Annotated in this window: 25 protein-coding genes; 2 read left to right on the top strand and 23 right to left on the bottom strand. The window is 44.3% G+C overall.

Features of this window, described 5'->3' with window-relative positions; genetic code table 11:
- Positions 1–192 precede the first annotated feature (192 nt).
- From VM640_RS02455 to VM640_RS02505, 11 genes are all read right to left on the bottom strand, one after another.
- On the bottom strand, positions 193–486 hold the full coding sequence (locus VM640_RS02455) for a zinc-ribbon domain containing protein (RefSeq protein ID WP_325389562.1): 294 nt from the start codon (positions 484–486) through the stop codon (positions 193–195).
- A gap of 160 nt (positions 487–646) precedes the next feature.
- Positions 647–1,390: a ComF family protein gene (locus VM640_RS02460; protein ID WP_325389564.1), complete on the bottom strand. Its 744-nt coding sequence runs from the start codon at positions 1,388–1,390 to the stop codon at positions 647–649.
- Between the two features lie 109 nt (positions 1,391–1,499).
- Complete coding sequence (locus VM640_RS02465; RefSeq protein ID WP_325389566.1) at positions 1,500–3,230, bottom strand: helicase-related protein; 1,731 nt, start codon at positions 3,228–3,230, stop codon at positions 1,500–1,502.
- 54 nt (positions 3,231–3,284) lie between these two features.
- A complete protein-coding gene (locus VM640_RS02470; RefSeq protein ID WP_325389568.1) occupies positions 3,285–4,136 on the bottom strand; it encodes a VanW family protein in 852 nt (283 codons plus the stop codon).
- Between the two features lie 32 nt (positions 4,137–4,168).
- The gene (locus VM640_RS02475) at positions 4,169–4,294 is read right to left on the bottom strand and encodes a hypothetical protein (protein WP_325389570.1); all 126 of its coding nucleotides are present in this window, start codon (positions 4,292–4,294) and stop codon (positions 4,169–4,171) included.
- 53 nt (positions 4,295–4,347) lie between these two features.
- Positions 4,348–5,064: a hypothetical protein gene (locus tag VM640_RS02480; protein WP_325389572.1), complete on the bottom strand. Its 717-nt coding sequence runs from the start codon at positions 5,062–5,064 to the stop codon at positions 4,348–4,350.
- 277 nt (positions 5,065–5,341) lie between these two features.
- Positions 5,342–6,436, bottom strand: coding sequence for a glycoside hydrolase family 113 (locus VM640_RS02485; protein ID WP_325389616.1), 1,095 nt, complete (start codon positions 6,434–6,436; stop codon positions 5,342–5,344).
- A 114-nt stretch (positions 6,437–6,550) separates the two neighbouring features.
- Positions 6,551–6,823: a hypothetical protein gene (locus VM640_RS02490; RefSeq protein ID WP_325389574.1), complete on the bottom strand. Its 273-nt coding sequence runs from the start codon at positions 6,821–6,823 to the stop codon at positions 6,551–6,553.
- 30 nt (positions 6,824–6,853) lie between these two features.
- Positions 6,854–7,069, bottom strand: coding sequence for a hypothetical protein (locus tag VM640_RS02495; protein WP_325389576.1), 216 nt, complete (start codon positions 7,067–7,069; stop codon positions 6,854–6,856).
- A 94-nt stretch (positions 7,070–7,163) separates the two neighbouring features.
- The gene (locus tag VM640_RS02500; protein WP_325389578.1) at positions 7,164–7,847 is read right to left on the bottom strand and encodes a DUF1287 domain-containing protein; all 684 of its coding nucleotides are present in this window, start codon (positions 7,845–7,847) and stop codon (positions 7,164–7,166) included.
- 130 nt (positions 7,848–7,977) lie between these two features.
- Positions 7,978–8,265 carry a DUF5316 family protein gene (locus VM640_RS02505; protein WP_325389580.1) on the bottom strand — a complete coding sequence of 96 codons (288 nt, stop codon included), beginning with the start codon at positions 8,263–8,265 and terminating at the stop codon, positions 7,978–7,980.
- A gap of 204 nt (positions 8,266–8,469) precedes the next feature.
- Between VM640_RS02505 and VM640_RS02510 the strand changes: the two genes are divergently transcribed.
- Positions 8,470–8,826, top strand: coding sequence for a DUF2680 domain-containing protein (locus tag VM640_RS02510; protein ID WP_325389582.1), 357 nt, complete (start codon positions 8,470–8,472; stop codon positions 8,824–8,826).
- Between the two features lie 72 nt (positions 8,827–8,898).
- Here the strand turns inward: VM640_RS02510 and VM640_RS02515 are convergent, their stop codons facing one another.
- The 3 genes from VM640_RS02515 to fabZ are packed head-to-tail and all read right to left on the bottom strand — an operon-like array spanning position 8,899 to position 11,791.
- Complete coding sequence (locus VM640_RS02515) at positions 8,899–9,402, bottom strand: hypothetical protein (RefSeq protein ID WP_325389584.1); 504 nt, start codon at positions 9,400–9,402, stop codon at positions 8,899–8,901.
- Positions 9,403–9,437: 35 nt separating this feature from the next.
- Entirely contained in the window at positions 9,438–11,354 is a 1,917-nt protein-coding gene (locus tag VM640_RS02520; RefSeq protein WP_325389586.1) for an O-antigen ligase family protein, read from the bottom strand.
- Positions 11,351–11,791, bottom strand: coding sequence for a 3-hydroxyacyl-ACP dehydratase FabZ (gene fabZ, locus VM640_RS02525; protein ID WP_325389588.1), 441 nt, complete (start codon positions 11,789–11,791; stop codon positions 11,351–11,353). Before fabZ ends, VM640_RS02520 begins: the two co-directional genes overlap by 4 nt.
- Before the next feature lie 166 nt (positions 11,792–11,957).
- Here fabZ and VM640_RS02530 point away from each other — a divergent pair, with 166 nt between their 5' ends.
- A complete protein-coding gene (locus tag VM640_RS02530; RefSeq protein WP_325389590.1) occupies positions 11,958–13,082 on the top strand; it encodes a glycosyltransferase in 1,125 nt (374 codons plus the stop codon).
- 46 nt (positions 13,083–13,128) lie between these two features.
- Here the strand turns inward: VM640_RS02530 and VM640_RS02535 are convergent, their stop codons facing one another.
- The 9 genes from VM640_RS02535 to VM640_RS02575 form a co-directional block, all read right to left on the bottom strand.
- Positions 13,129–14,193, bottom strand: a complete 1,065-nt coding sequence (locus VM640_RS02535; protein WP_325389592.1) for an anti-sigma-I factor RsgI family protein — start codon at positions 14,191–14,193, stop codon at positions 13,129–13,131.
- 7 nt (positions 14,194–14,200) lie between these two features.
- On the bottom strand, positions 14,201–14,905 hold the full coding sequence (gene sigI, locus VM640_RS02540) for an RNA polymerase sigma-I factor (RefSeq protein ID WP_325389594.1): 705 nt from the start codon (positions 14,903–14,905) through the stop codon (positions 14,201–14,203).
- 69 nt (positions 14,906–14,974) lie between these two features.
- Positions 14,975–15,718, bottom strand: a complete 744-nt coding sequence (locus VM640_RS02545; RefSeq protein ID WP_325389596.1) for a WecB/TagA/CpsF family glycosyltransferase — start codon at positions 15,716–15,718, stop codon at positions 14,975–14,977.
- A 144-nt stretch (positions 15,719–15,862) separates the two neighbouring features.
- Positions 15,863–16,849 (bottom strand): rod shape-determining protein, encoded by a 987-nt coding sequence (gene mreB / locus VM640_RS02550; RefSeq protein ID WP_325389598.1) that lies wholly within the window; start codon positions 16,847–16,849, stop codon positions 15,863–15,865.
- A gap of 161 nt (positions 16,850–17,010) precedes the next feature.
- Positions 17,011–17,259, bottom strand: a complete 249-nt coding sequence (spoIIID, locus tag VM640_RS02555) for a sporulation transcriptional regulator SpoIIID (RefSeq protein ID WP_325389600.1) — start codon at positions 17,257–17,259, stop codon at positions 17,011–17,013.
- 116 nt (positions 17,260–17,375) lie between these two features.
- Entirely contained in the window at positions 17,376–18,074 is a 699-nt protein-coding gene (locus tag VM640_RS02560; protein ID WP_325389602.1) for a murein hydrolase activator EnvC family protein, read from the bottom strand.
- 156 nt (positions 18,075–18,230) lie between these two features.
- Complete coding sequence (gene spoIID, locus VM640_RS02565) at positions 18,231–19,187, bottom strand: stage II sporulation protein D (RefSeq protein ID WP_325389604.1); 957 nt, start codon at positions 19,185–19,187, stop codon at positions 18,231–18,233.
- A gap of 122 nt (positions 19,188–19,309) precedes the next feature.
- Positions 19,310–20,560: a UDP-N-acetylglucosamine 1-carboxyvinyltransferase gene (gene murA, locus VM640_RS02570; protein ID WP_325389606.1), complete on the bottom strand. Its 1,251-nt coding sequence runs from the start codon at positions 20,558–20,560 to the stop codon at positions 19,310–19,312.
- Positions 20,561–20,659: 99 nt separating this feature from the next.
- The gene (locus VM640_RS02575; protein WP_325389608.1) at positions 20,660–21,289 is read right to left on the bottom strand and encodes a hypothetical protein; all 630 of its coding nucleotides are present in this window, start codon (positions 21,287–21,289) and stop codon (positions 20,660–20,662) included.
- Between the last annotated feature and the right edge of the window lie 399 nt (positions 21,290–21,688).

A 21,688-nucleotide genomic window follows, 5' to 3' on the forward strand; every position in this document is an offset into this window, starting at 1 on the left:
TCGGGAAATCTCAGAAGAATACAAAAAACATAAAAAGTGTAATAAAGAAAACCCGGCTTTCGCCGAGCTTCAGCGAGAATGAAAGCCGCTGGTTGCACTTATACTATCTGCCCCAAAATTTATACTTTCTGTTAGTAAAATAAAAAGCATTGGTTTGACCCAATGCTTTCTTATATTCGCGTATATTACCGATTAACGAGCTACGCGATGGGTTTGGTAGCACTCGCGGCAATAAACGGGACGATCAGACGTCGGTTGGAACGGTACTTGTGTTTCTACTCCGCATTCTGCACAAACAACGGTGTACATTTCGCGTTGACGAGGTTCAGAATTGTTACGGGCAGCTTTACGTGCATTGCGGCATTCGCGGCAACGTTGTGGTTCATTTTCGAATCCTTTTTCTTCGTAAAATTCTTGCTCACCAACTGTAAAAATGAATGTAGCTCCGCAGTCTTTGCAAACGAGTTCTTTGTCTTGAAACGCCATGAAGAAAATCCCCTTACCTTAAAAAATGTAACAGACTCACGCCTATCCAATGCCATTATAACATTTATTGGCTTAAGTAAACAATACTTTTTTATTCCACGAGGATAAATTGGCTAGACTTCAGATGTCGTTCCTCGCTACCACCTTTATTCGCCAATGCCTAAATATTGACCTGGATTCCTGCAGCCAGAGTTAGTCCATATACCTCCTCAGCTCCCCACTCCCTTAAGACGTTAGCGCATGATTCCAGGGTGGCTCCAGTGGTCACCACGTCATCAAGCAACCAAATTCTTCTCCCTTTAAATCCCCACTTTTCTCCAATCGCCGAGAGTGAAAAAACACCCGATAAATTATGCAAACGGTCATAGCGGTTTAACCCGACTTGCGGTGTTGTCGGGGTCGTTCGTTCCAATCCTTCGATGAGAGGTATCCCCAGTTCCCAATGGAGTGCTGAGGCGAGTACAGAAGATTGATTGAATCCTCTTTCCGCTATACGTTCGAGGTGCATTGGGACAGGCACGAGCGCATCTGGTGGTGGCAAGTTTCGAATAGCCCAATCCGCGAAAGGTCGTGCAATTTCTCTAAGAAGATAGGGTTGAGATTTAAATTTTACAGATTGGATATAATCCCGCCAGGCTCCAGTATAATGGCCCCAAGCGGCTACTCTGTTTAGTCCCTTGGGGCCTCGTCCTTCACCACAGTCCCGACAAAGGAGTTGTTCCTTCGAAACTAACTTTCCACAGTCTCGACATCGTCCCAGCTCAGGATGGAAAAACTCTTCCTCGCAAGTTGGACAGATTGGACCATGAGCTTTACCACATAAGAGACAATTCTCTTGTTTTTCATACAACACCGATTGCCAAAGGGCTCTGATAGTCTCCCCATGCGCTTTGAGTTTAGGCAAAGGGTCTTCCCTCCCCTCGTTTTATAGTAGCCCTTCATGCCACTTTGCAGCATCATTGAAGGAAGTAAATGCGTCAATGTAGCATTTCGCGCATTCGAGTTATTATGTTTTAAAACGGATCTATGAGCCCTTGCTCCAAAGCGAGTCGATTTTGCTCCTGAATCCAATGGATTGCCTTCTCAATTGCCGGAGTTTTGTGTTTGGCAAGAAACAAGGCTCTTCCTTCGGGGTTCTCTTGGGTTCGACCTACTCGCCCCGCCATCTGGACAAGTGCCCGTTCATCAAAAAGTTCATGATCCGCTGCTAAAACCATCACCTGAGCATTGGGTATAGTTACTCCTCGTTCCAATATGGAAGTGCTGATGAAAACTCGATATTCGTCCTTTCTAAGCCGCTCAATTTTCTCTCGTCGGCCAGGATCGGAGCTATAGCTTCCCTCAATGGCCCATCCGGGAAAGAGGTCATGAAGTTTTTCGACGTACATGTTAACCCATGAGATTTTGGGAACAAAGATAAGGACGGGTCCAGATTCAGCAAGCGCTTTAATCCATTGAGAAGCTACCTCCTGGTTTGTGGAATATTTGATCCACTCAGGAACAGGCAAAGCCTTACGATGGTGACGCGCTGGTAAACGCACTAGTTGCATTCCCTTGTTCTGAACTTTAGCTCTATTCTCTGGAGACGGAGTGGCGGTCAAATAGACGATCTTTCCTCCAGGTTTCAGTGACTGTTGTAATCCCCACGCCAGAGCCGCATTTCCATGATAAGGGAAGGCATCCACTTCATCCATAAAAATCAAATCAAAGGCTTGATAAAAACGTAAAACTTGATGGGTTGTCGCTAGAACTAACGGAGCCGGCGAGAAACGTTCAGTACTCACTCCGGTCAATACACTCACACTTAATTCTGGAAAATCTCGCTCCAATCGGGGCGCCACGTCCAAGACCACATCCTGGCGAGGTGCTGCGAAGAGAACTTTTTGCCCTCTCTCTAAGGCCCAAGCTGCTGCCGGAAAACAGACCTCCGTTTTCCCTGCCCCACACGCAGCCCAGAGCAGGAGGTTCTTCCCCGTTTCGGTCGAAACAAACTCTAAGACTCCCTGGCTGGCTTGTTCCTGTGCTAGGCTTAACGTCCAATGAGGAGAAAATCTAACAGGCTGTAACTCTACAGAATCACCTAAACCCTGATTCTCCGGAAGCTTAGCAAAAGGCATTCCACCTTCCTTACAATCTGGGTGAGGTCCTAAACTTCGGTAAAGCGTCTGCAGTGAACTCAATGCTCCTAAAGCAGCACATGAAGGGCATGTTCCAGCTAAACCATAGATGCTGGGCCATTCCTTAATTTCCGTCTCCCCGCATCGCATACAGCGCCAGCCCTGACCCTCCTTCTGGACAGCAGGAATCCATTCGGCTTGACCCTGCAGAACGGACTCATGACAAAGCAGGATAACTTCCTTAAGATTAAGACCCATTTCGTTTGCTAATCTTTGAAAATCTGCTTCTGAAAGCTGCCGGCTTTGGACACGGGAAGCGAAGGCAAACTCTTCAACGTCAACTTCAACCTCTTGCGTATGGACTATTGGATTCTTAGCTTCCGGTTGTGTACTTCTCCATCGCCAGTCCATGCTTGCAAGTCCCGAATGTTTACGAAGTAAAAACTTCAGGATTTCCTGCTTGCCCTTCTTCACCTGTTGTGATTTAAGAATTTCGATTAGACTTTGCGCGAAAGCCAACGGCAACCCCGGTGTGAGCATCTCAGCTCGCGAGGGGAGCTTGTCCCCTTGAACGATTGGAGAAATAGAAGGTTCCCCCGAATCTGTTCTTATAATGTAAAACAGCATTCCTTTACATCCTTCGCTTTAGGAGTTTTTGGCATCATTAACGATGGGCATTGCTTAATTAGAAACTTTTGAAGCAAGTAAGGGTTCATACATCATAATGGCATGGTTTTCCGTTATAACTTCATCCGATATTTCAAGCCCTAGTTCATCAAAAACCTTCCGACTAATCACGTTATGGCGCATATATCCTCCCCACCATTCATGGGTAATACGGTGCTCGCTTTCGTATACCTGATATTGGCAGGGGCTCTTTTGCCCACATCTCCATTCTCCAGTTAACTCGTTATCTCCAACCTCCACAAAGAGCTGATAATCGTCTTGGGTATTATTCCGTATTTGCAAATCAACATAGTTATAAACCACAGTCGCACCGCTAGCAAAGGGTTGGGTCCGATTGGAATCGGGAAACACATCATGGGTATGCCTCCACCGTTCGGTAACCGTTAGAGGAGTATGTAGCGTCATCCAATAGATCAAATTCGAAAGTTGACAAAGGCCGCCACCTACTCCCGGAAGAAAGGAGCCATTTGATAAAACCATCCCCTCCAGATATCCCTTCGCTTTTGTGGGCTTTCCCACAAGATGCCAAAAAGAAAAGGTTTCTCCCGGCTTGAGAATGATTCCATTCATTCTCGCACTCGCCAACTTCAAATTTGTTACTTTATTTACCTGCAACCACATATCTACATTCTTCAAATGACGAAATAAAGGGGTCTGATGATTCGCAATAATATAGGGAGGTTTCTCTGAATCTGGGATAGCCATTTGGGCATACCGGATTGATCGACCAAAATACCATAAGAAATATCGGTGCAAGGTAAAAAAAAGTTTTCCTAGACGTAGTCGCACTTTGGAGCGCACTTTCGGCCGGTCAGATCTCCCTAATCCCTTAAGTGTCTTTCGCAAACTTACCACCTCTTATGTGCCACGAAAACAGTTTATTTATCTTCAATAACATCACCCGTTATATAATCCTGGAGAATCTCTTTAATACGAAAAGCAAAACTATCGGATGCACCCCAATCAAAATTGAAAATTAGTCCTTGGGAACTTCCTTGGCTCATCTTCTTACTCCCCTTTCAAGTAACTATTGGATCGAATAAATCCTTTTCCATGACTATTCCTTTCTTCTTCCAGATCGGACAAACACCGCCGTCCCAATTCCAATTAAAAAAATGGCAATAATTAATAGGACATAGCTATATGGATTTGATCGTGATTTATTATTCTGTATTAACCCACTGCTTATTTGGGTTTGAGCATTATCCAAAATTGGAGCCTCTGCATCCGTCGTTGGGACTGGATATATTTGAACCTCTTGATCATTTGGACGCTTTACATAATAAGTCCCGCTAACCCCCGAAAAATCATTTTCTTGACCTCCTGAATTTACGTACCATTGAATACAGGCAAGGTCTCCAAGTAACCCTGAAGTAGAAGCATTTGACGCATCTAATCTTAGGGTCCTATAATCACCACTGTCAGCTTTAAAAATACCCCATGCCTTTTTATAGAAAGCGCCTTGCTTTTTAAGGGATAGAACACAAAAATCTCCAACCCTCGGTGTAAGTTGATCCCATCCGTAATTAAAATCATCGGCAACAAGTATTAAGTCGGAGCTAACTCTTCCGTTGAAAACTTTTATTATTTTAACCTTAAACGTGTCTCCTTGTTTATCCATTAACTGACCCAAAATCATCGCATCTTGGTCTTGTTTAAATGATTCAACTTCATCCGCATGTAACATCCGATAAAGCGCATCTGCCGCAAAAGTAACTCTGGGAGATGCAAGTAAAAGCACAGCTATACATAAACCAATAATATACTTTTTCATAGCAACCTCCCTCATAAATTTTACTTTACTCAGTATTTGCGAATTACTTCTGAGATTCAGACTTGAACTTTGCTATCTCATTTTCCAAAGCTCAAAAGGGTTTGCGTACGGGATTTTCTTAAATGTCCTTCCCGTTGTCGCAAACCCTTTTGTTCTATGTGCTAATTCTTCAGTAATACTAAATGATACGTACCCTCAATAAAATTCTTGCTTATCCATCCTCTGCCATTTACTTCCTCATTGATTGTACCAATTCCTGCTTCAAATATTTGAATTGTTACCTATACCAACTCTTAATTATGGCAATGCTCTGGTCACTAGGATAATAATTCTTTAATTCATCCTTTTTCCCGATTGCGAAAACAGAGAATCCTAAATTCCAAGTCTCTTTTTCGAATACTTCTTTATAGGCTTGGAACCCATTGGCTTGCTCTTGCTCATTCACGATATTTGAAGGTAGGGGATTCCAAGGATGAACTGCCGCTCCATTTCTTTTCGGAAAACCCAGTTCACCAAAAAAAACCGGTTTATCTAACTGAGTAGACAAATTCTTTAGTTCTTCATAAATATTTTGGTGCCGATTGAAGATTGGGGTGCTATAAATCGAACTCACAAGATTCTCAACGGTATTTGTTTCTTTATCCGTCAATTCGAAGTAGGCAGCGACCGAAATGAAATCCACTTTCTGAAGTATGGGATTGTTTAACTTCATTGTATAGCTGCCAATTCGTTTATCTTTTTGAGTATCCCACTCGGCGGTATACCACCAGTTGGTTTTATAGGTTATTCGGCCCTGATAATTTGTTCGAACAAAATCGGCCACGTCAGACCAATAATTATATTCACTCTCAAACTGATCAAAGTTTGAACCCAAACATAAAGCATAAACCTTATAAGGCTTGGCGATATCGTTAATCAGTGGACTCAGCACGACTTGTTTCCAATTCCAGAACCACTCATTTATATTCTCAGGATTCAATTCTGTTTCATAAAGCTCTCCATTACGGATATAAGGATAGGGTTCCAAGATAACGTTGATTCCTTTGTACCTTAACTTTTTAATCAATTGCAGCGCTTTCGTTTTACTTTCAGGGTTCACCGTCATTGTATTTGCTGTTAACGAAGGAATATCAATCTGCACAGGTACATTTACCGTATTGAGCCCGAGTTGCTCGATATCCATCATAACCTGTTCAATGGAATAATCGACGGACAGGTTACCCGATTTTATCTTTTCTCCATAAGGCGTGACAATTCTATTTTTCTCATACTGCTGACCAACATAGACAATATCTATCAGTACTTTCTTTACGAAAAATGCAGTTACCAAAAGGATGATTACACTTAAAATTATTCGTTTGTTTCGATTCAGATGGATCAATAGCCCTACCCCCAAAGTTTATTCCCCTGCCCTATCATTGCAGATCATATCTATGATAGCATACTCATCGATTCGAATGCCCCTGTTATCCATTTGTAGGTAATCTTACCAGTCCGGCAAGTAGGACTCCATAACCTTCCAAGAAAACTCCCCGTCATTCCAATCGTATTTCAGCAACATGTACCCCCCGATATGACCATCATTAAATGACGCCAGCACCCATTGATCAGTAAGTACATGGATAGCGTTTTCATTATAAAAACCCATTGTCCCACCTAGAACTCCTTTATAAGGAATCAGCTCGCTGTGTTTTCTTAAATCCGAAACAATCTCTTGCGGGTCTCCTTTAAATCCTTTACTCTGGAGTCTCAGCAACATCGGTTGCTCTAATTTCGGCAGAGTTTTAATTTATTCATCTCGTTTTCGAATTTCGCTATTCAAACGTGTCAGATCCGCAATACCCTCCTCATTCTTTTGTTGTAACTTACCAATTTCTGCCGTTAAACTCCAATTTTGCTGTTTTAATTCGTCGACTTTGCTTTGATATTGGTATACCATAAATCCAAAAATCGTTAGGAAAGAAATGAGTACCCCAATTCCTATTTTTACCTTTAAGCTATGCATAACCTGCCTCCTCCTGACTCAACCTATAAACATGTGTCCGCAATGGCTCCAAATATGGTTCATTCAGTTAAAGAATCCTTCTTCGTTCCAAACTTCAAAACTGAGGAAACCGAAAATGTCCGGTCATGGGCGAAGGCCAGCTCTCTAATTGATCTGATTCAGTGGGTATGGGGCCCGCATTATGGATAATATAAGGAACTCCATCAGGCCTGCGTTTATCCGAAACAATGGCGATATGTTCATGAGGCAAACCATAAGTGACAATATCTCCGGGTTGCCAAAGAGTTAGATTCTCAATATCTCCAGGTTTGATTTCCCGAGTTAACTCTTGACCATTCCGTTGAAAGAAAGAGATCAGATTCGGCACTCTCCGAAAATCAATATTCGGATCTGGCTTACCCTGTATGCGAGGATATTGACTAGGATTTGAGCGAATATCTTGATCCACTAGACCCTTTAGATCATAACCTGCATCCCGAAAAGCTCGCCACACGACATCGGTACAGACGCCTTCATTCTCCGGAGGATATCCCTCTTGATAATAGGCACTGCGATACTCCGGTTTCCTCTTGACCTCAGCTTTGGCACCGGCAACGATATCTTTTAGGTCGTCTAAGCCATCCCCATCTTTGTCCGTTGGGCAAGCAACACTAGGGATTATTACAGATGGCTGAAAGGGAATTGGATTTTTGAAGTGGGCTTTCCCAAAAATGAAGACCACGCTTGCCACTACGCCGATCAGCAAAATAAGGGGCAGCCAAATCACCCGTTTTCGCAAAACCTTCCCTCCCTTTAATTATAATGGGCCTTCAAAGCCTCTGAAACTCTAATTAATTGGTCTTTTAGCCCTTGATTAACGTAAACGAATAAATCCATAAAAAGGATCGCTGAATCACATTTACCCATTCCTACTTCATATTGAGGAGATAAATCGCTAAAGACGCTAAAACACAAGGCAGCCCAAACAAGAAAAGCTGCGTCGACCAATTCATACGTTGCTTAAAATCTTGTTCATCAGAATAATTCGCCCTTCCCCGGTCTCCGCTATTTAAAGCTCCTCCGAAGACTGCAGCAAGCCCCATCGCTCCAAGTCCAAGAATCAGTAATCCATTCTCGGCTAACCCCGGTTCTTTCAGAAAGAGGGAAACGACGAACCCTAAAATTCCAATCACAAGACCTATGAGAAATGCGCGCATTTCTACTTCCTCCTCTTTTTTCGATACTGTACGACGAAATAAGTTCAATCAACAGAATCGTACGGAAAACTAGCCCACACGAAGGGTATTGCTTATACAAAATATATTCACAGAATCTTAACAGATCCCTGAAATTTTCTTCCTGTAAATTGGGTATTCTAAAGAACGTTCCAGTTAAACGAAATTTTACAAGGAGGAGTGCAAATGTTGAAGAAATTCGCCGTAAGTTTGCTGACATTAGCTTTCCTAACTTTAGGTGCTGGGACGAGTTTAGCCTCGCCAGACCCTGCCAAACTTGACGAGCTCAAAGCGTTAAACCAGCAAATGTTTACGCTGAAGAAGCAAATGGTGGACAAACAAGAGGAAGCAGGGTTGCTCGATAAGGAAAAGGCTACTAAGATGAAAACCTTCATCGAGAAACGCCAAAAGCAAGTGGAAGAAGATTTTGCTAATGGGCAATACACGGGCTTTGGGAAGAAACACGGTCAGGGCTTTGACAAAGAGTGCAAACACAAGGCTCAGAGCGTTCCCCAAACGAGTCCTTCTCCAAGTAACACTTAATCTCTAAGTAAACTACAGATATTAACTGGAACTTATCCCAATCCCCCAACTCAAGAGCTGGGGGATCTATTCTTATTCACACTCCACTTGCCCCATCCAAAAGAACTCAGGAAAGCGACGACTTAAGCAGGAGAAGTACGATTTTGGGTCGATTTCATTCTTTTCAAAATTTAAATCACTCTTTTTTTCATCACTATACTCATCAAGATTCTGTCTAGCCACTTTGAATTCAGGAGAATTTTGATCTTGAACTCGTTTTGAAGCATTTGTCAGGCAGCACTCCGCTGGATCAATTAACAGCTCCGGAGCCTTCCACTCAATCTCCAAGACAACCGGAATCCCGAGCTCCCGCTGCAGCTTCGGTATAGTCGATTTTATTGACCAGGCGAACTGCTCCAACTCTTCAATGGGTACATCACTTATCACTCGGATAATGACTTGAGACCAATACCATTTTCTTTTCCACTCGAGAATTCTTTGTTCAAGACGTTCAGGAACTGTCCACTCCCATAGCCCACTGATCCCCCAAAGGGTACCTGTTAAAACAACGCCAAAAATCGGCCAAATTTCACGCATGTTACTCCCCCCTTAACCCTAGCCTATGTCTAGGATTAGCGAAGGGTAAGTTGTCTCTCTTGAGCGGCACTCGCGAAAAAGTTCATCAACTCTGACGGCTGGAAATTCACTGTGTCTGGCCACAGCCTTCTCTCGAAGGCGCTCACGGAAACAAGCCTTTGGAGACGTGATGGTAATTTCGCACTCCATCGATACAGGGTTAATGCTTCACCTGGGTTCGTGCTTCGGCGTTTTTCCGCCTCTTCAAGTACACGTCCTTGAATCCATTCATATGCTCGAAGATCGAACTTCTCCCAGGCTAAAACATCTTCGGCAGCATCTAAACCCTCTGCTCCATACAGCTCAAGCTCCAAACTGGCAATTTCTCGTCGAACCATAAGCTGGGTCTGATCCTGCTCCAAGCCTCTTTGCAGGATTTGGAGAGAGCGTTGCTGATCCCCTTTCCCCTTGAACGTTTCCTGCCCAAGGCTTTTCTGGGGATCAAGCCATTGCGGATAAACCCAAGATCCCAGGAGCGTCAAACTTAATAATAGGAAGAATAATCCCATAAATTGATTCTTCAAATAAGGAAAATGAATATCCTGAAAAAAATGTCTAAGGTTTAAAGCATTTATTTTACTAACAGAAAGTATAAGTTTAGGGCAGATAGCATAAGTGCAACCAACGGCTTTCGTTCTCGCTATGCTCGGCGCAAGCCGGGTTTTCTTTATTGCCTTTTGGGATTCAAATCGTGAGGTTTCTCGATCTTGCTGAGGAAGGAACATTCCGAGTAATGTCCAAAATAAAATTCCAAGCGTGCCAAATAAGAAATCCGCATCCATCATGGCGTGCAGCCCTAAAAAGAGGAGCGCGCTATAGCTATCTGGTCGTCGGTCATCCCAATCCGGGCTAAGCGCTGATTTTCTATACTTATTTACTCTCCCTATCTGTTTAAAAGTAAGGATCCCCCAAAGAATTAATGCTAGTACTCCATAGACTCCCTGATTCAGAAGGACCCGAATTAATATGGAATGGGGATCCGACGTCCAGTAGGGAATGTTTTGGACGACAGGAAACGCGAACCACCCCCCAGCTTGAGGCATCCCCTGATGAGCCCATGCTAGTTTTAACCCATCTTGCACATAGAGGAACCTCTCTCCTAAAGAATTACTTATTCTCCAATCGAAAAGATGTTGAAAAGCTCCCTGATTAAACCCTATCATTAAAAGCAAACCTGAAATAACGAGAAGCCCTAGAAACACCCCCTCGCGAAGATTCGTCAGGGTTCCCCTAACTCGCCACCTTACCAACCCACGTATGCTCCACACCATCAGAAAAAGGAAGACGGCCGCTCGTGAACCAGTATTGAGTAAAGATAAAAAGAGTAGAGCTTGAACCAACTTGGAACGGGGTCGTAACAAAAGCACCGCTGCCAAATAAGCAGCCAACGCATTCGGATACCCTAATAATGACGACAGACGTTCTGTACCCGTAAGAAAAAGTCCTTGTCCTTGAACCCAAAGGCTAAGCTGAAGAGGCCAAGCTAAAATAGCCAGAAGAACTCCGACCTGTTCAATCCAGAAAAGCATTTTCTTCTGCTCTAACCCTCTTGGGATCTTCCGTGCCTGATGGTAAACCATCCATAAAGTACCCCAGCGTATGACATCCATCCATCCTTCACTGAGTTTAATCGGATGCCATAAGCCGAGCAAAGAAAGACAGATGAGGGTAAATAGCAATCCATCGGTTATCGTTAATGAACCCTGAATCCCTTCAGATTCACTGAGTCCATGAATTCTTACACGACTCCAGGCCTCCCCCGCTAGGGAAAAAGCTAACCCTGCCCCAAGCCATAACCATTCCTGGGGAAAGAAAGCGCCCTGCACTATAACACTAAACCCTAAGAAAAAGGCCAGGGATCGCACTTTGCTGTCCCTGGCTCTGCTGTCTCGATTTAAAGTTGTCCCAATCATTGTTCCGCTTGCTTAGGTCCCACGGCAAATTTCATAATGCCTTGCGCTGCAAGTTGTTCTCCCACATAGGCTTTGCCTTCGGCAATCCCGATTCCATGCTTTAATTTCTGAAGCTCCACTTCTAATCGGAGTTGATCTCCGGGAACCACTTGCCGTTTAAACTTGACTTCATCCAATCCTGCATAAAGGGCAATATGGCCCACATATTCTGGCATCTTTAAGAGAACGACTGCCCCCACTTGAGCAAGTGCTTCCATAATCAGTACACCTGGCATAACCGGATACCCCGGGAAATGCCCTTGAAAGAAAGGCTCGTTCGCGGAAACATTTTTAATTCCTACTGCCCGTTTCCCCTCATCCAACTCCACGATACGGTCAACTAACAAGAAAGGATAACGATGCGGGATAATGGCTTGAATTTCTTTGCTGTCGAGCATATTGATTTCCTCCTAGACTTGCATATCAGAATACTATTCCCTATGATGGGAATACAGACTTAACTTTTTAAGATAAAAGCCTTTTTGGTAAACAGTCATTTTCTCAAAAGAGTAAAGTGACTGTCTCTAGTATATCGAAGTTTAAGTAAGAAAGGAAGGATTAGGGATGAAATCCTACCCTATTTTACAATTAATTGGGGGCGGCGAAGTCGGTGGAGCTGAGCAGCACGTTTTAACCCTTCTCCAAAACTTAAACTTCAATCGTTTCAACCTCATCTCCGGTTGTCTCATTGATGGACCCTTCGCACGCCTGACCGAGGATCTAGAAATTCCTACACTCCGCTTTCCGATGAATCATGCTCTTGATCTTTCCCCTCTTCCAAGTCTCCTTACTGAACTACGCCAACAGGAAGTTGCCCTGATTCATACGCATGGTTCGCGAGCCAACCTTCTCGGACGCTTGGCTGGACGTTGGGCGAAAGTCCCGGTTATCAGTACCTACCACAGTTCCTTACGCCAAGACTATCTCTCCCGCAAAGCCGCTCTGGTCGCACTTGGACTGGACCGTTTGACCTTGCCCCTGACGTCAGGGATCATTATGGTTTCCGAGGCACTTGCTCGTGAAGTGGCTTCCCGCGGAGGCAAAAATCTCCGCACAATTTATAACGGGATTCAACCCCTATCGCAAATGGGAGACGAAACCTATCGGCGAAATCAACGCCAGCTTTTTCGCGACCATTGGGATATTCCCGACGATGCCCTCGTTTTCGGGAGCATCGCACGCTTACATCCCACCAAAGGCCTCGAGACCATGATCGAGGCTGCCGCTACTCTTCTCCCTAGCTTTCCCAAGCTCCACGTACTTATCGTGGGCGAAGGCCCTCTCCACTCTACCCTTGAAGGAAAACTAAAAGAGGCCGGAGTTCCCTATACTCTCCCCGGCTTTATTCCGACTGCCTATCAAACCCTTCCCGCGATGGACATTTTCATCTTACCCTCGCTCAATGAAGGAATGGGACTCGTGCTACTTGAGGCTATGCAAGCCCAGCTCCCCATCGTGGCTACCCGTGTCGGCGGTGTTCCGGAGGTGATTCGCGAAGATCAGGACGGAATTCTTATTCCTCCTGCAGATTCCCACGCCCTAGCCGAGGCCTGTCAAACCCTTTTTAACCAGCCCTTACTTGCTAAGCAACTGGTTCAATCAGGCCTAACTCGTTGGCAAACGTTTAATATTGAACAGATGATTCAAAAAACAGAGAACTTCTATGAAGAAATTCTCTGTTTAAAATAATGCAGAGTCAAGGGCTTTACTCAGAAACTAATTATTTAAAGTTCCATTATTTTTGCGAGTTATTCTCACTTCGAGCATTATCTTCCTCGCTTTTTGACTTCATTGGCTTTCCTTGATCGCCTGTCTCTTTAGATCCAGTCTTACCTTGCTGTTCATCGTATTCTTGCTTACGATCTTGTTTAGAATCTCCTTGGGAAGAACCTACTGGTTTAGCATTGCTATTTCCAGGTTGAGCCTTGGGTTGGTTTCCAGAAGTATTACCCCTACTTTGAAGCGCGTTAATATTCGCATTACTTCCTGGATCATTTCCATCCCCTAGAATCTCTTGATTCTTTGGAATTCCTTTAATCTGATTTTCCTTATTCATCTGCTTCTGGACTTGCGGCTGTTCTAGGAGCTTCACCCGTTCATCCGTATTTTGCACATTATTAGCATCCGCATGAATTCCAGCATCTTGAGCCGTATTCATCAGCGCGTATTCACCTAAAGTTAACCCCTGCTTATTGGCTTTTGTCTGATCCTCTGCACTCAGTTGATACACCGCAATCTTCGGTTCCAGACCCTGTGCTTGGGCTGCACTTTCAAGTCTCTGAACAATATCGTCTGAGGTTACCCCCTTCGGAAGCTCATTCCCCGCTTTGACAGGTGAATAGCCGACCAATACCCAGGAATGATCTGTATTCAGATAGTGAAGCGTTACTGATTGCTCGATAATATCCGTAAGAGCCTGATTCCAAGGTTCTCCTTTCAGTTGGAGACCAGCCAGTACACGTTCAGCATCAGGATTGAGGGATTCAAACTGAAGGACACGACCTTGCTGATCAATAGTGAGTTGAAGTCTTGGGTTAATATCAACCGAGATCATGGCAACAGCAGTCGTCCCTTGATAGGAGCTCCAACTTAACGAGCCTATCAAAGCGAGGAGAAAGACAGCTGCAGCACTTGCCATGATACGCCAAAGTGGTTGACGTTGCTGGACCTCAGCGATTTCGATCTCTGCCCCAATCTCAACAGGTCTCCGATAACGGACTTTTTGAAAAGATCCATCAGCGGCTAGAATTGTAACCGTCGAACCTTTTTTGTCTAAGACCACAGCCTTCAATTGCTTCATTCCCTCATCACCCCCTTCCACCTGGGAGTACATACTCACGCAGATAGATAAAATCATGCTGGTTAGCGATCAGTACCGCCACCGCTAAGATGAACTTTCTTCCCCGTTCTAAAACCTTGGGATGCACCTGGCTCTTCAAGGATAAAGCCTGCATTGGAATTTTCTTTTTTTTCTCCACCTGACCCCATAATTCCAAGTCATCAGCTAAGATTCTAGCCACCTGGAGTAAGCTTTGTCGAGTGTCTCGATGCTTCGGTGAAGCTGCGACTAAATCGTTAAAATTTAAATTATAGAGACCAAGAACTTTAGCGAATTCCTGAATCTCCTGTGCCCTTTCCTGGTTCTGCTCCCGCTCACGAAATTCATGCAAACCGAGATGAATCTCCACTGCTTGACCCACATCCTCCTGATCAAGTGGTAAAGCCTCCCGTGACTTTTGCCGGCGGTAATAATCAATCAATCGACGTTTAATGAGTAAACGAGCATAGGCTAAAAAGGGAACTCCTTGTTCTTCCTCATAATGTTTTATTGCTTCGTTGAAGGCAATCAATGCTTCTGATAATTCTTCATCCCTGCCCCAATCCAGAATTCGATGACAGACCTGATTCGCGACGTGTCGAATAAAGGGTTGGGATTCTTTTAAAAATTCTTCCCTGACCAAAGGCTCTTCTTTAATCTTCAGCCATGGCCACCCCGGTTCCCACTCAGGCATTCTACACCCTCCTGTTATTCAATACGCTTTGGTGTTGGCATTTTAGTCGGTTTAAACAAGAATTTATTCTTATCTCACCCGACGCGTATGTTTTTTTTGCTCATTCTTTCCTTGCTTCATCACTTGCCAAACGAATTTCGGTAACACCATTTGCCGCCTTATCCGTTGAGGTTGTTTCAGTAACCGATATAACCATTCTAAATGAATATTTCGGATCCATTGTGGAGCCCGCTTATTCAATCCTGCCAAAGCATCGAAACATCCCCCCACACCCATGTTGACCGTTGCCAAATCAGGATGAGAAGCAATCCAGAACTCCTGGCGTGGAGCCCCTAACCCAACCAACAAAAGATCGGGCTGAAATTTACGTATCCGATCCAAGATTTCAGCTTGTTCCCCCGGCTGAAAGTAACCGTGTTGAGCTTGCCATTCCACTCCTGGATACTGCTCAGCAACCTTTTGGGCAGCGAGTTCTGCAACCCCGGGTTTGCTTCCCAAAAAGAAAACTCGCCACTTCTTTTTCCCGATTAAAGGGAATAAAGCCTCTAACAAATCGATCCCGGTTACTCGTTCCGAAACCGGATGTCCAAGGCGATTAGCTGCCCAAACTACACCGATTCCATCTGGCGTAACCAGTTGTGCCCGATTAATTAATTGTTTTAACCGAGCATCCGCACCTGCTGCAAAAATAAGTTCTGGATTCGCAGTGACAACCCAGGTCTGCTTCTTCTTTTCAACTGCCTCTTGAATATGCGCTACCGTTTCTTGCATCGAGAAATGGTCAATTTTAATTCCAAGTACTTCGACTCGCACTTTACCCTCTCCTTGTTTGCATTTTAACCTCGGACAGTTAAAAAAGAACCGAGGGCATTAGCTCCTCTGAAAAATCATTCTTTAGAGGAACCTCTTACCTCGGGTCATTTTATTTTTTTGTTTATTTTTTGTATAGTTATTAATTTAAAAACTATGCTCCAAAACTTTACCAGTTCCTAACGCAACACAAGAAATAGGATCTTCAGCTAGGCTCACGGGTAGCCCTGTTTCTCGGGACAAACGAGTATCAAATCCATAAATTAATGAACCCCCACCAGTCATAATGATCCCTTTGTTCATTATATCGGCCGAAAGCTCAGGAGGAGTATGTTCAAGAACCTCTTTTACCGCGCTGACAATGGCCTCCAAAGATTCTACGAGCGCCATGTAACATTCCTTAGAATTCACGGTAACCGTTTTCGGTAATCCTGTTACAAGATCACGCCCGCGTACATCGATCTCAGCGTTTTCTGGACGTCCTTCAGGGATTGCAGCACCCACAGCGATTTTAACCTCTTCTGCCGTCCGCTCGCCAATCATTAAATTATATTCACGACGAATATGCCGGATGATCGCTTCATCGAATTTATCTCCACCCACGCGAAGACTTTGTTTGGTCACTATTCCTCCTAAGGAAAGAACTGCAATATCTGATGTTCCTCCCCCAATATCAACAACCATACTTCCAGTAGGTCCAGCAATATCGAGTCCTGCCCCTAACGCAGCGGCATAGGGTTCTTCCACTACTTTTACCTGCTTTGCTCCTGCTTGGTAGGCCGCTTGCTTAACTGCACGTTCTTCAACCTCAGTTACGCCAGAGGGAATACAAACCACTACCCTAGTCTTGAAAAACGGGAACTTCCGTGCGCCGGCCTTTTCCAAAAAGTACTTTAGCATAAGCTCCGTTGTTACGTAATCCGCAATAACCCCATCGCGCATCGGACGAATAGCCGTAATATTTCCAGGAGTCCTACCCAACATCATCCGGGCCTCTTCACCAACTGCGATCCGCCTATTTGTATTCTTATCAATGGCTACCACCGAAGGCTCGTGTAAAACAATTCCTTTTCCTTTTAGATAGACTAAAACACTTGCCGTTCCTAAGTCGATTCCTAAATCAATTCCGAACATTCTTGGAGGTACCCCTTTCTTCTTATAACAATATATAAAAGTAAAAGTACAATCTCCCATAAAGGGAGATTATACATATTCTACCACATTATCTTATTCGCCAAAAATCTTCTAATTCCTTTAAGTAATAACCCATTTCTCTAAATTCTAGCCGTAAATTATTAATTTTCTTGATATTTCTTCCGCGTTGCTTCTCCGCCGCGAATATGACGCTCCGCTTTGTTGCTTTCCAGAACCTGTTTGACCTCCATCGCTAACTTTTCATTGATCAAAGGTAGTCTTTCCGTCACATCTTTGTGGACTGTGGACTTTGATACGCCAAACACATCAGCGGTTTGCCTAACCGTAGCACTGGATTCCATAATGTAAGTTCCAATGTCGAGTACCCGCTTGCGGATATATTCTTGCACGCTGAGCCCCTCCTTCTGTACCCCAAATTTTATACATTTATATGCTGGTAAACTGAAAAAAGACATCCTTGACGGACGTCTTCATCTGGTAAATCATGTATAAACAAATTCTTACGCTATTGCACCTGTGCCTGATCCCCATTCCATACTTCATAATGGAGTTGGGTTCGATCATTTACACCATCCGCGCCGGGAAAATAACCGATTTGGCCCAGAACATCGTTAATCTCAATTACATCACCTTGTTGAACTCTAAGATTATCAAGTCCCCCATAGACGACATGCCAATTTTCGCCGCAATCGACCTCTACTTTCTGGCCTAAGATAGGATCTGGCCCTGCAAAGCTCACTTTTCCACCATGGGTAGCCCTGATCACTGCTCCTTCTGGGAGTGGATAATCAGTGCCTGCATGAAAGAGGTAGGCATTAAGATTTTCCGAAAAGTAATTTCCGACCGAACGAAGCGGTTCGCTCTGAACTGGGCTCGGAAAATTCTTGGCGGATATTTTAGATTCTTGTTCTTCACTCTTTATTTGTTTCTGGTCAGTTGCTGCAGAATCTGTTTCTTGCCTCTTCGACACGCCTTGGCTTACTGTTCCAGATTTGTCCGCTACACCGGAATCAGGTGATTGTTTTATAAGCTGTTCATTTTCCCCTGATGTGATATTCTGTGGTTCGTTACCCCGCGCTACTACTTCCTGTCCATTGGGCAATAGCTCAAGTCTTGCCAATCCATATGTTAATGAGGTTAACCCGAGGACCAAGATAATCACGATATACGCCAATCCCGTTTTCCAATTCTTTGGCAACTTCATATATTACACCCTTTCGCCGGCACCTATAAAAACATATTCATAAAAGTAATTCTAAGAATATCCTTTCCTAGTGAGCACCTTTTTAGACGAAAAGGTATATAAAACTTAGCTGGCGACAAGCGTAGCGAAGACGGCTGCTTAGTGTAGGATAAAGAATTAGGCGTTTGTACTACCACTTTCCTTGCTTAAAGAGAGAATTTGCGTTCCCGGATAAAAATGACTAAGAATTTCTTGATAGGAACTTCCCGCCTTACCTAAATCATTCGCCCCGTACTGGGACATTCCGACGGCATGACCGTTCCCATAAGTTTTAATCTGGATTTCCTCCGGCTTGATCGACAATTCAATATCTGTGGACGCAAGACCTAAGAGCGTGCGGAGTTGCGCAGCTGAGTAAACCTTACCTAAAACACGCACATCCTTCGCTCGCCCAGCTGCAGTTTGACTTGAAATTACAAAGTCTGTCGCAATAAACGCTTTAGGGGCTATCGTAAGTCCGAGTTTCTGATAGAGCGTGCTCGGCGTGAACACATAGGTTTTGACAAAACGTGTCTGATTAACTTCTCCTGAATCAACATTCTGTAGATACGTTCGTGCTGAGCTCCAGACCTCTTCCGCTCGTTCAGTCGATTTACGCCCACTACTGCTATGATAATAGGCATCAATATATTGACCGTTCGCAACGAGAACTTGACCTTTTGTACTTTGGACAGAATTTACAATCTGTCCATGGTAACGCCAATAAGCCCACCATCCCCACTTTACTTTCATTTGCGCATCAGAGATCCAGGCTTGAGTGAGCACCGTTGTATCTACATCATAACCTGGATCAGAAACAGATCTCTGGCTGATCCGTTTAGCAGCAAACGTTCGGGCTGCTACGGCTTGGGCTTTCAGTGCTTCGAGATTGAACTCAGCCGGCATTTCTGCTGCGACAACCCCAACCAAATATTCCTCTAGAGCAAGTGTTTCAACTTTGTCGTTCGGCATTTTCACTCGTATCTCAAAGTCTCCTGTCAGAGTCTCCCCTTTTTGCCAGCGCATAATCGTCGAAGGTATTAAAAGGATAATGATCAACGAAAGCACAAGGATGGTTATCCCTTCTTTTTTCAAAGACTATCCTCCTCTCCGCAGTACAAGCTTTGCTTAACTTTATGCGTGATGGAGAATCATTATGACGATGAAAGGGTGCAAAAAAGGAGCACCTAAATGCTCCTTTTTTAGACGATCTCAATTTAATCTTCTCGACGTATTTTCGCTCCTATCCCGTTGAGCTTATGTTCAATTCCTTCATATCCTCGATCAATATGTTGTACTCCAGAAATTTCGGTTTCTCCTTCTGCAGTCAAAGCCGACAAAATCAAGGCAGCGCCTGCCCTTAGATCTGTAGCCGTTACCTGTGCCCCATTCAAACGTTCAACCCCTTGGACGATTGCACTTCGACCTTCTATTTTAATATCTGCGCCCATACGTTTAAGTTCATCAACATGCATGAAACGATTTTCAAAAACAGTCTCCGTCACCATCCCTGTCCCCTTGGCCATACAAAGCAGGGCTAGAAAAGGTGCCTGCAAATCCGTGGGAAAGCCCGGATGAACCTGGGTTTTAATATCTACTGCATGATATTTACCATCCCCGCGAACTCGAATTCCCTCATCCTCTTCTTGAAATTCAATTCCTGCCTCATCCATTTTAGCGAGAACGGGTTTAAGATGGTCAGTAATCACGTTTTGAACGAAAACATCTCCACCTGATGCTGCAGCCATCAAAAGATAGCTGCCCGCTTCAATCCGATCAGGAATTACCGTATGATTTGCCCCATGGAATTCATGAACTCCTTCAATATGAATCACGCTGGTCCCTGCGCCTCGAACTTTCCCACCCATTTGGTTAAGAAAATTTGCAAGATCAACAATTTCCGGTTCTTGTGCTGCGTTTTCGATGAGCGTCGTACCTTCAGCACCCGCTGCCGCCATCATGATATTCTCAGTGGCACCGACACTTGGAAAATCGAGATAAATTCGTGCCCCCTTCAAAACAGGAGCAGTGACATCGAGATAGCCATGATCCATTCGGACCTCCGCGCCCAACGCTTCAAGACCTTTTAAATGCCAATTGATCGGGCGTGATCCAATCGCGCAACCGCCTGGATGAGAGATCCGTACATGCCCTGTCCTTGCTAGCAAGGGCCCCATCGTGACGATCGAGGCTCGCATTTTCGAAACTAGCTCATGTGGTGCTTGAACACTTGTAATTTCAGCTGTATTTATTAATAACTGCGACCCTACCCTCTTAACCTGGGATCCAAAAGAACCGATAACTTGGCACATGACTTCAACATCCAACAAATGAGGAGCATCATCAATGCACAAAGGTTCGGGTGACAGCAAGCTGGCCGCGATAATTGGTAAAACTGCGTTTTTAGCTCCACTGACGGTTATCGTTCCTTCGAGAAAGTTTCCGCCAGTAACGATGAGTTTGCTCAAGTGCTGAAGCACCCCCTTTACGATTTAACACATACCTTGACTTGCTTCTATTCTCCCTTTATACCCGTTTTTCCTGCTAAATGTACAAAGTTCGTTACTTTAAAATTCTTCCAGCAAGACCGGAATAGCTAAAACCGTTTTTGCCCCCTGAGATGCACTTCGAGTGAGGAGTTGAATATTCACGGAATCACGGCCGGCTTGAACTACCGGGAAGAACCCTTCTTGCCAACCTGCAATTGATGCAGTTGTCCCTGTAATGACCCCTTGCTTAGGTTCAAACCCATTTTGTCTGAGATAGACCATACCATCCACCCTTGCGTCGATTCTTTCATCGAAATAGGCTTTTCCCCCTTCCTGCTCAACCATCTGAGCCACAGCCTCAAACCAGGTCAATATTTCAGCCTCGTCCGATGCCTTAAGACGCCGATAACCTGATACTGTCAAGGCTTTCTGCGAATCATGCGATTCCCATTCCCAACCCGCTTGGGAAAGAACCTGATTGTTTATAAATTCAGAATGTGAGGCGCTATCTTGCCCATCAAACCAGAGAATTACCTGAGCTTCAGCTTCAGAAACGTCTGTCAGTCCAGAGTTAAGTAGCAAAGGTGGATGTTCTTTCTGTTGCTTGTTAACTACCATAGAGTTGGATGCAGCGACAACAATAAGCAAGTTAATTATAATAAAGAGTACGACCATAACAATAAATAGCCGGAAGTTGCGACTCGACAAACCCATTCTCCTCCCATGACATTACACTAATTCCTGTCAGAAGTATATTTTCCTCTAGAATTAGTGTTGCCAAAGCACGAAAAAGATAACATCTTTCAGTGCGAAGAATTAATGTTTTTCTCGCTGACAAAGTAATAAAGAAAACCCGGCTTTCGCCGAGCTTTGCGAAAGCGAAAACCGCTGGTTGCACTTATGCTATCTGCCAAAAATTTATACTTTCTGTTAGTATAAAGAAAACCCGGATTTCGCCGAGCTTTGGCGATAAAGAAAACTTGGCTAGCACCAAGCCCTAGCGAAGGTGGTAGGCCTAGTTGCCTTATCCTGCCGGACTTAACCACTTGCATCGTAGGATAAAGAAAACTTGGCTTGTGCCAAGCAAAGCGAAGGCAGAAGCCCTAG

The sequence above is a fragment of the Desulfitobacterium sp. genome (assembly GCF_035539115.1).
Taxonomy (GTDB): Bacteria; Bacillota; Desulfitobacteriia; order Desulfitobacteriales; family Desulfitobacteriaceae; genus Desulfitobacterium_A.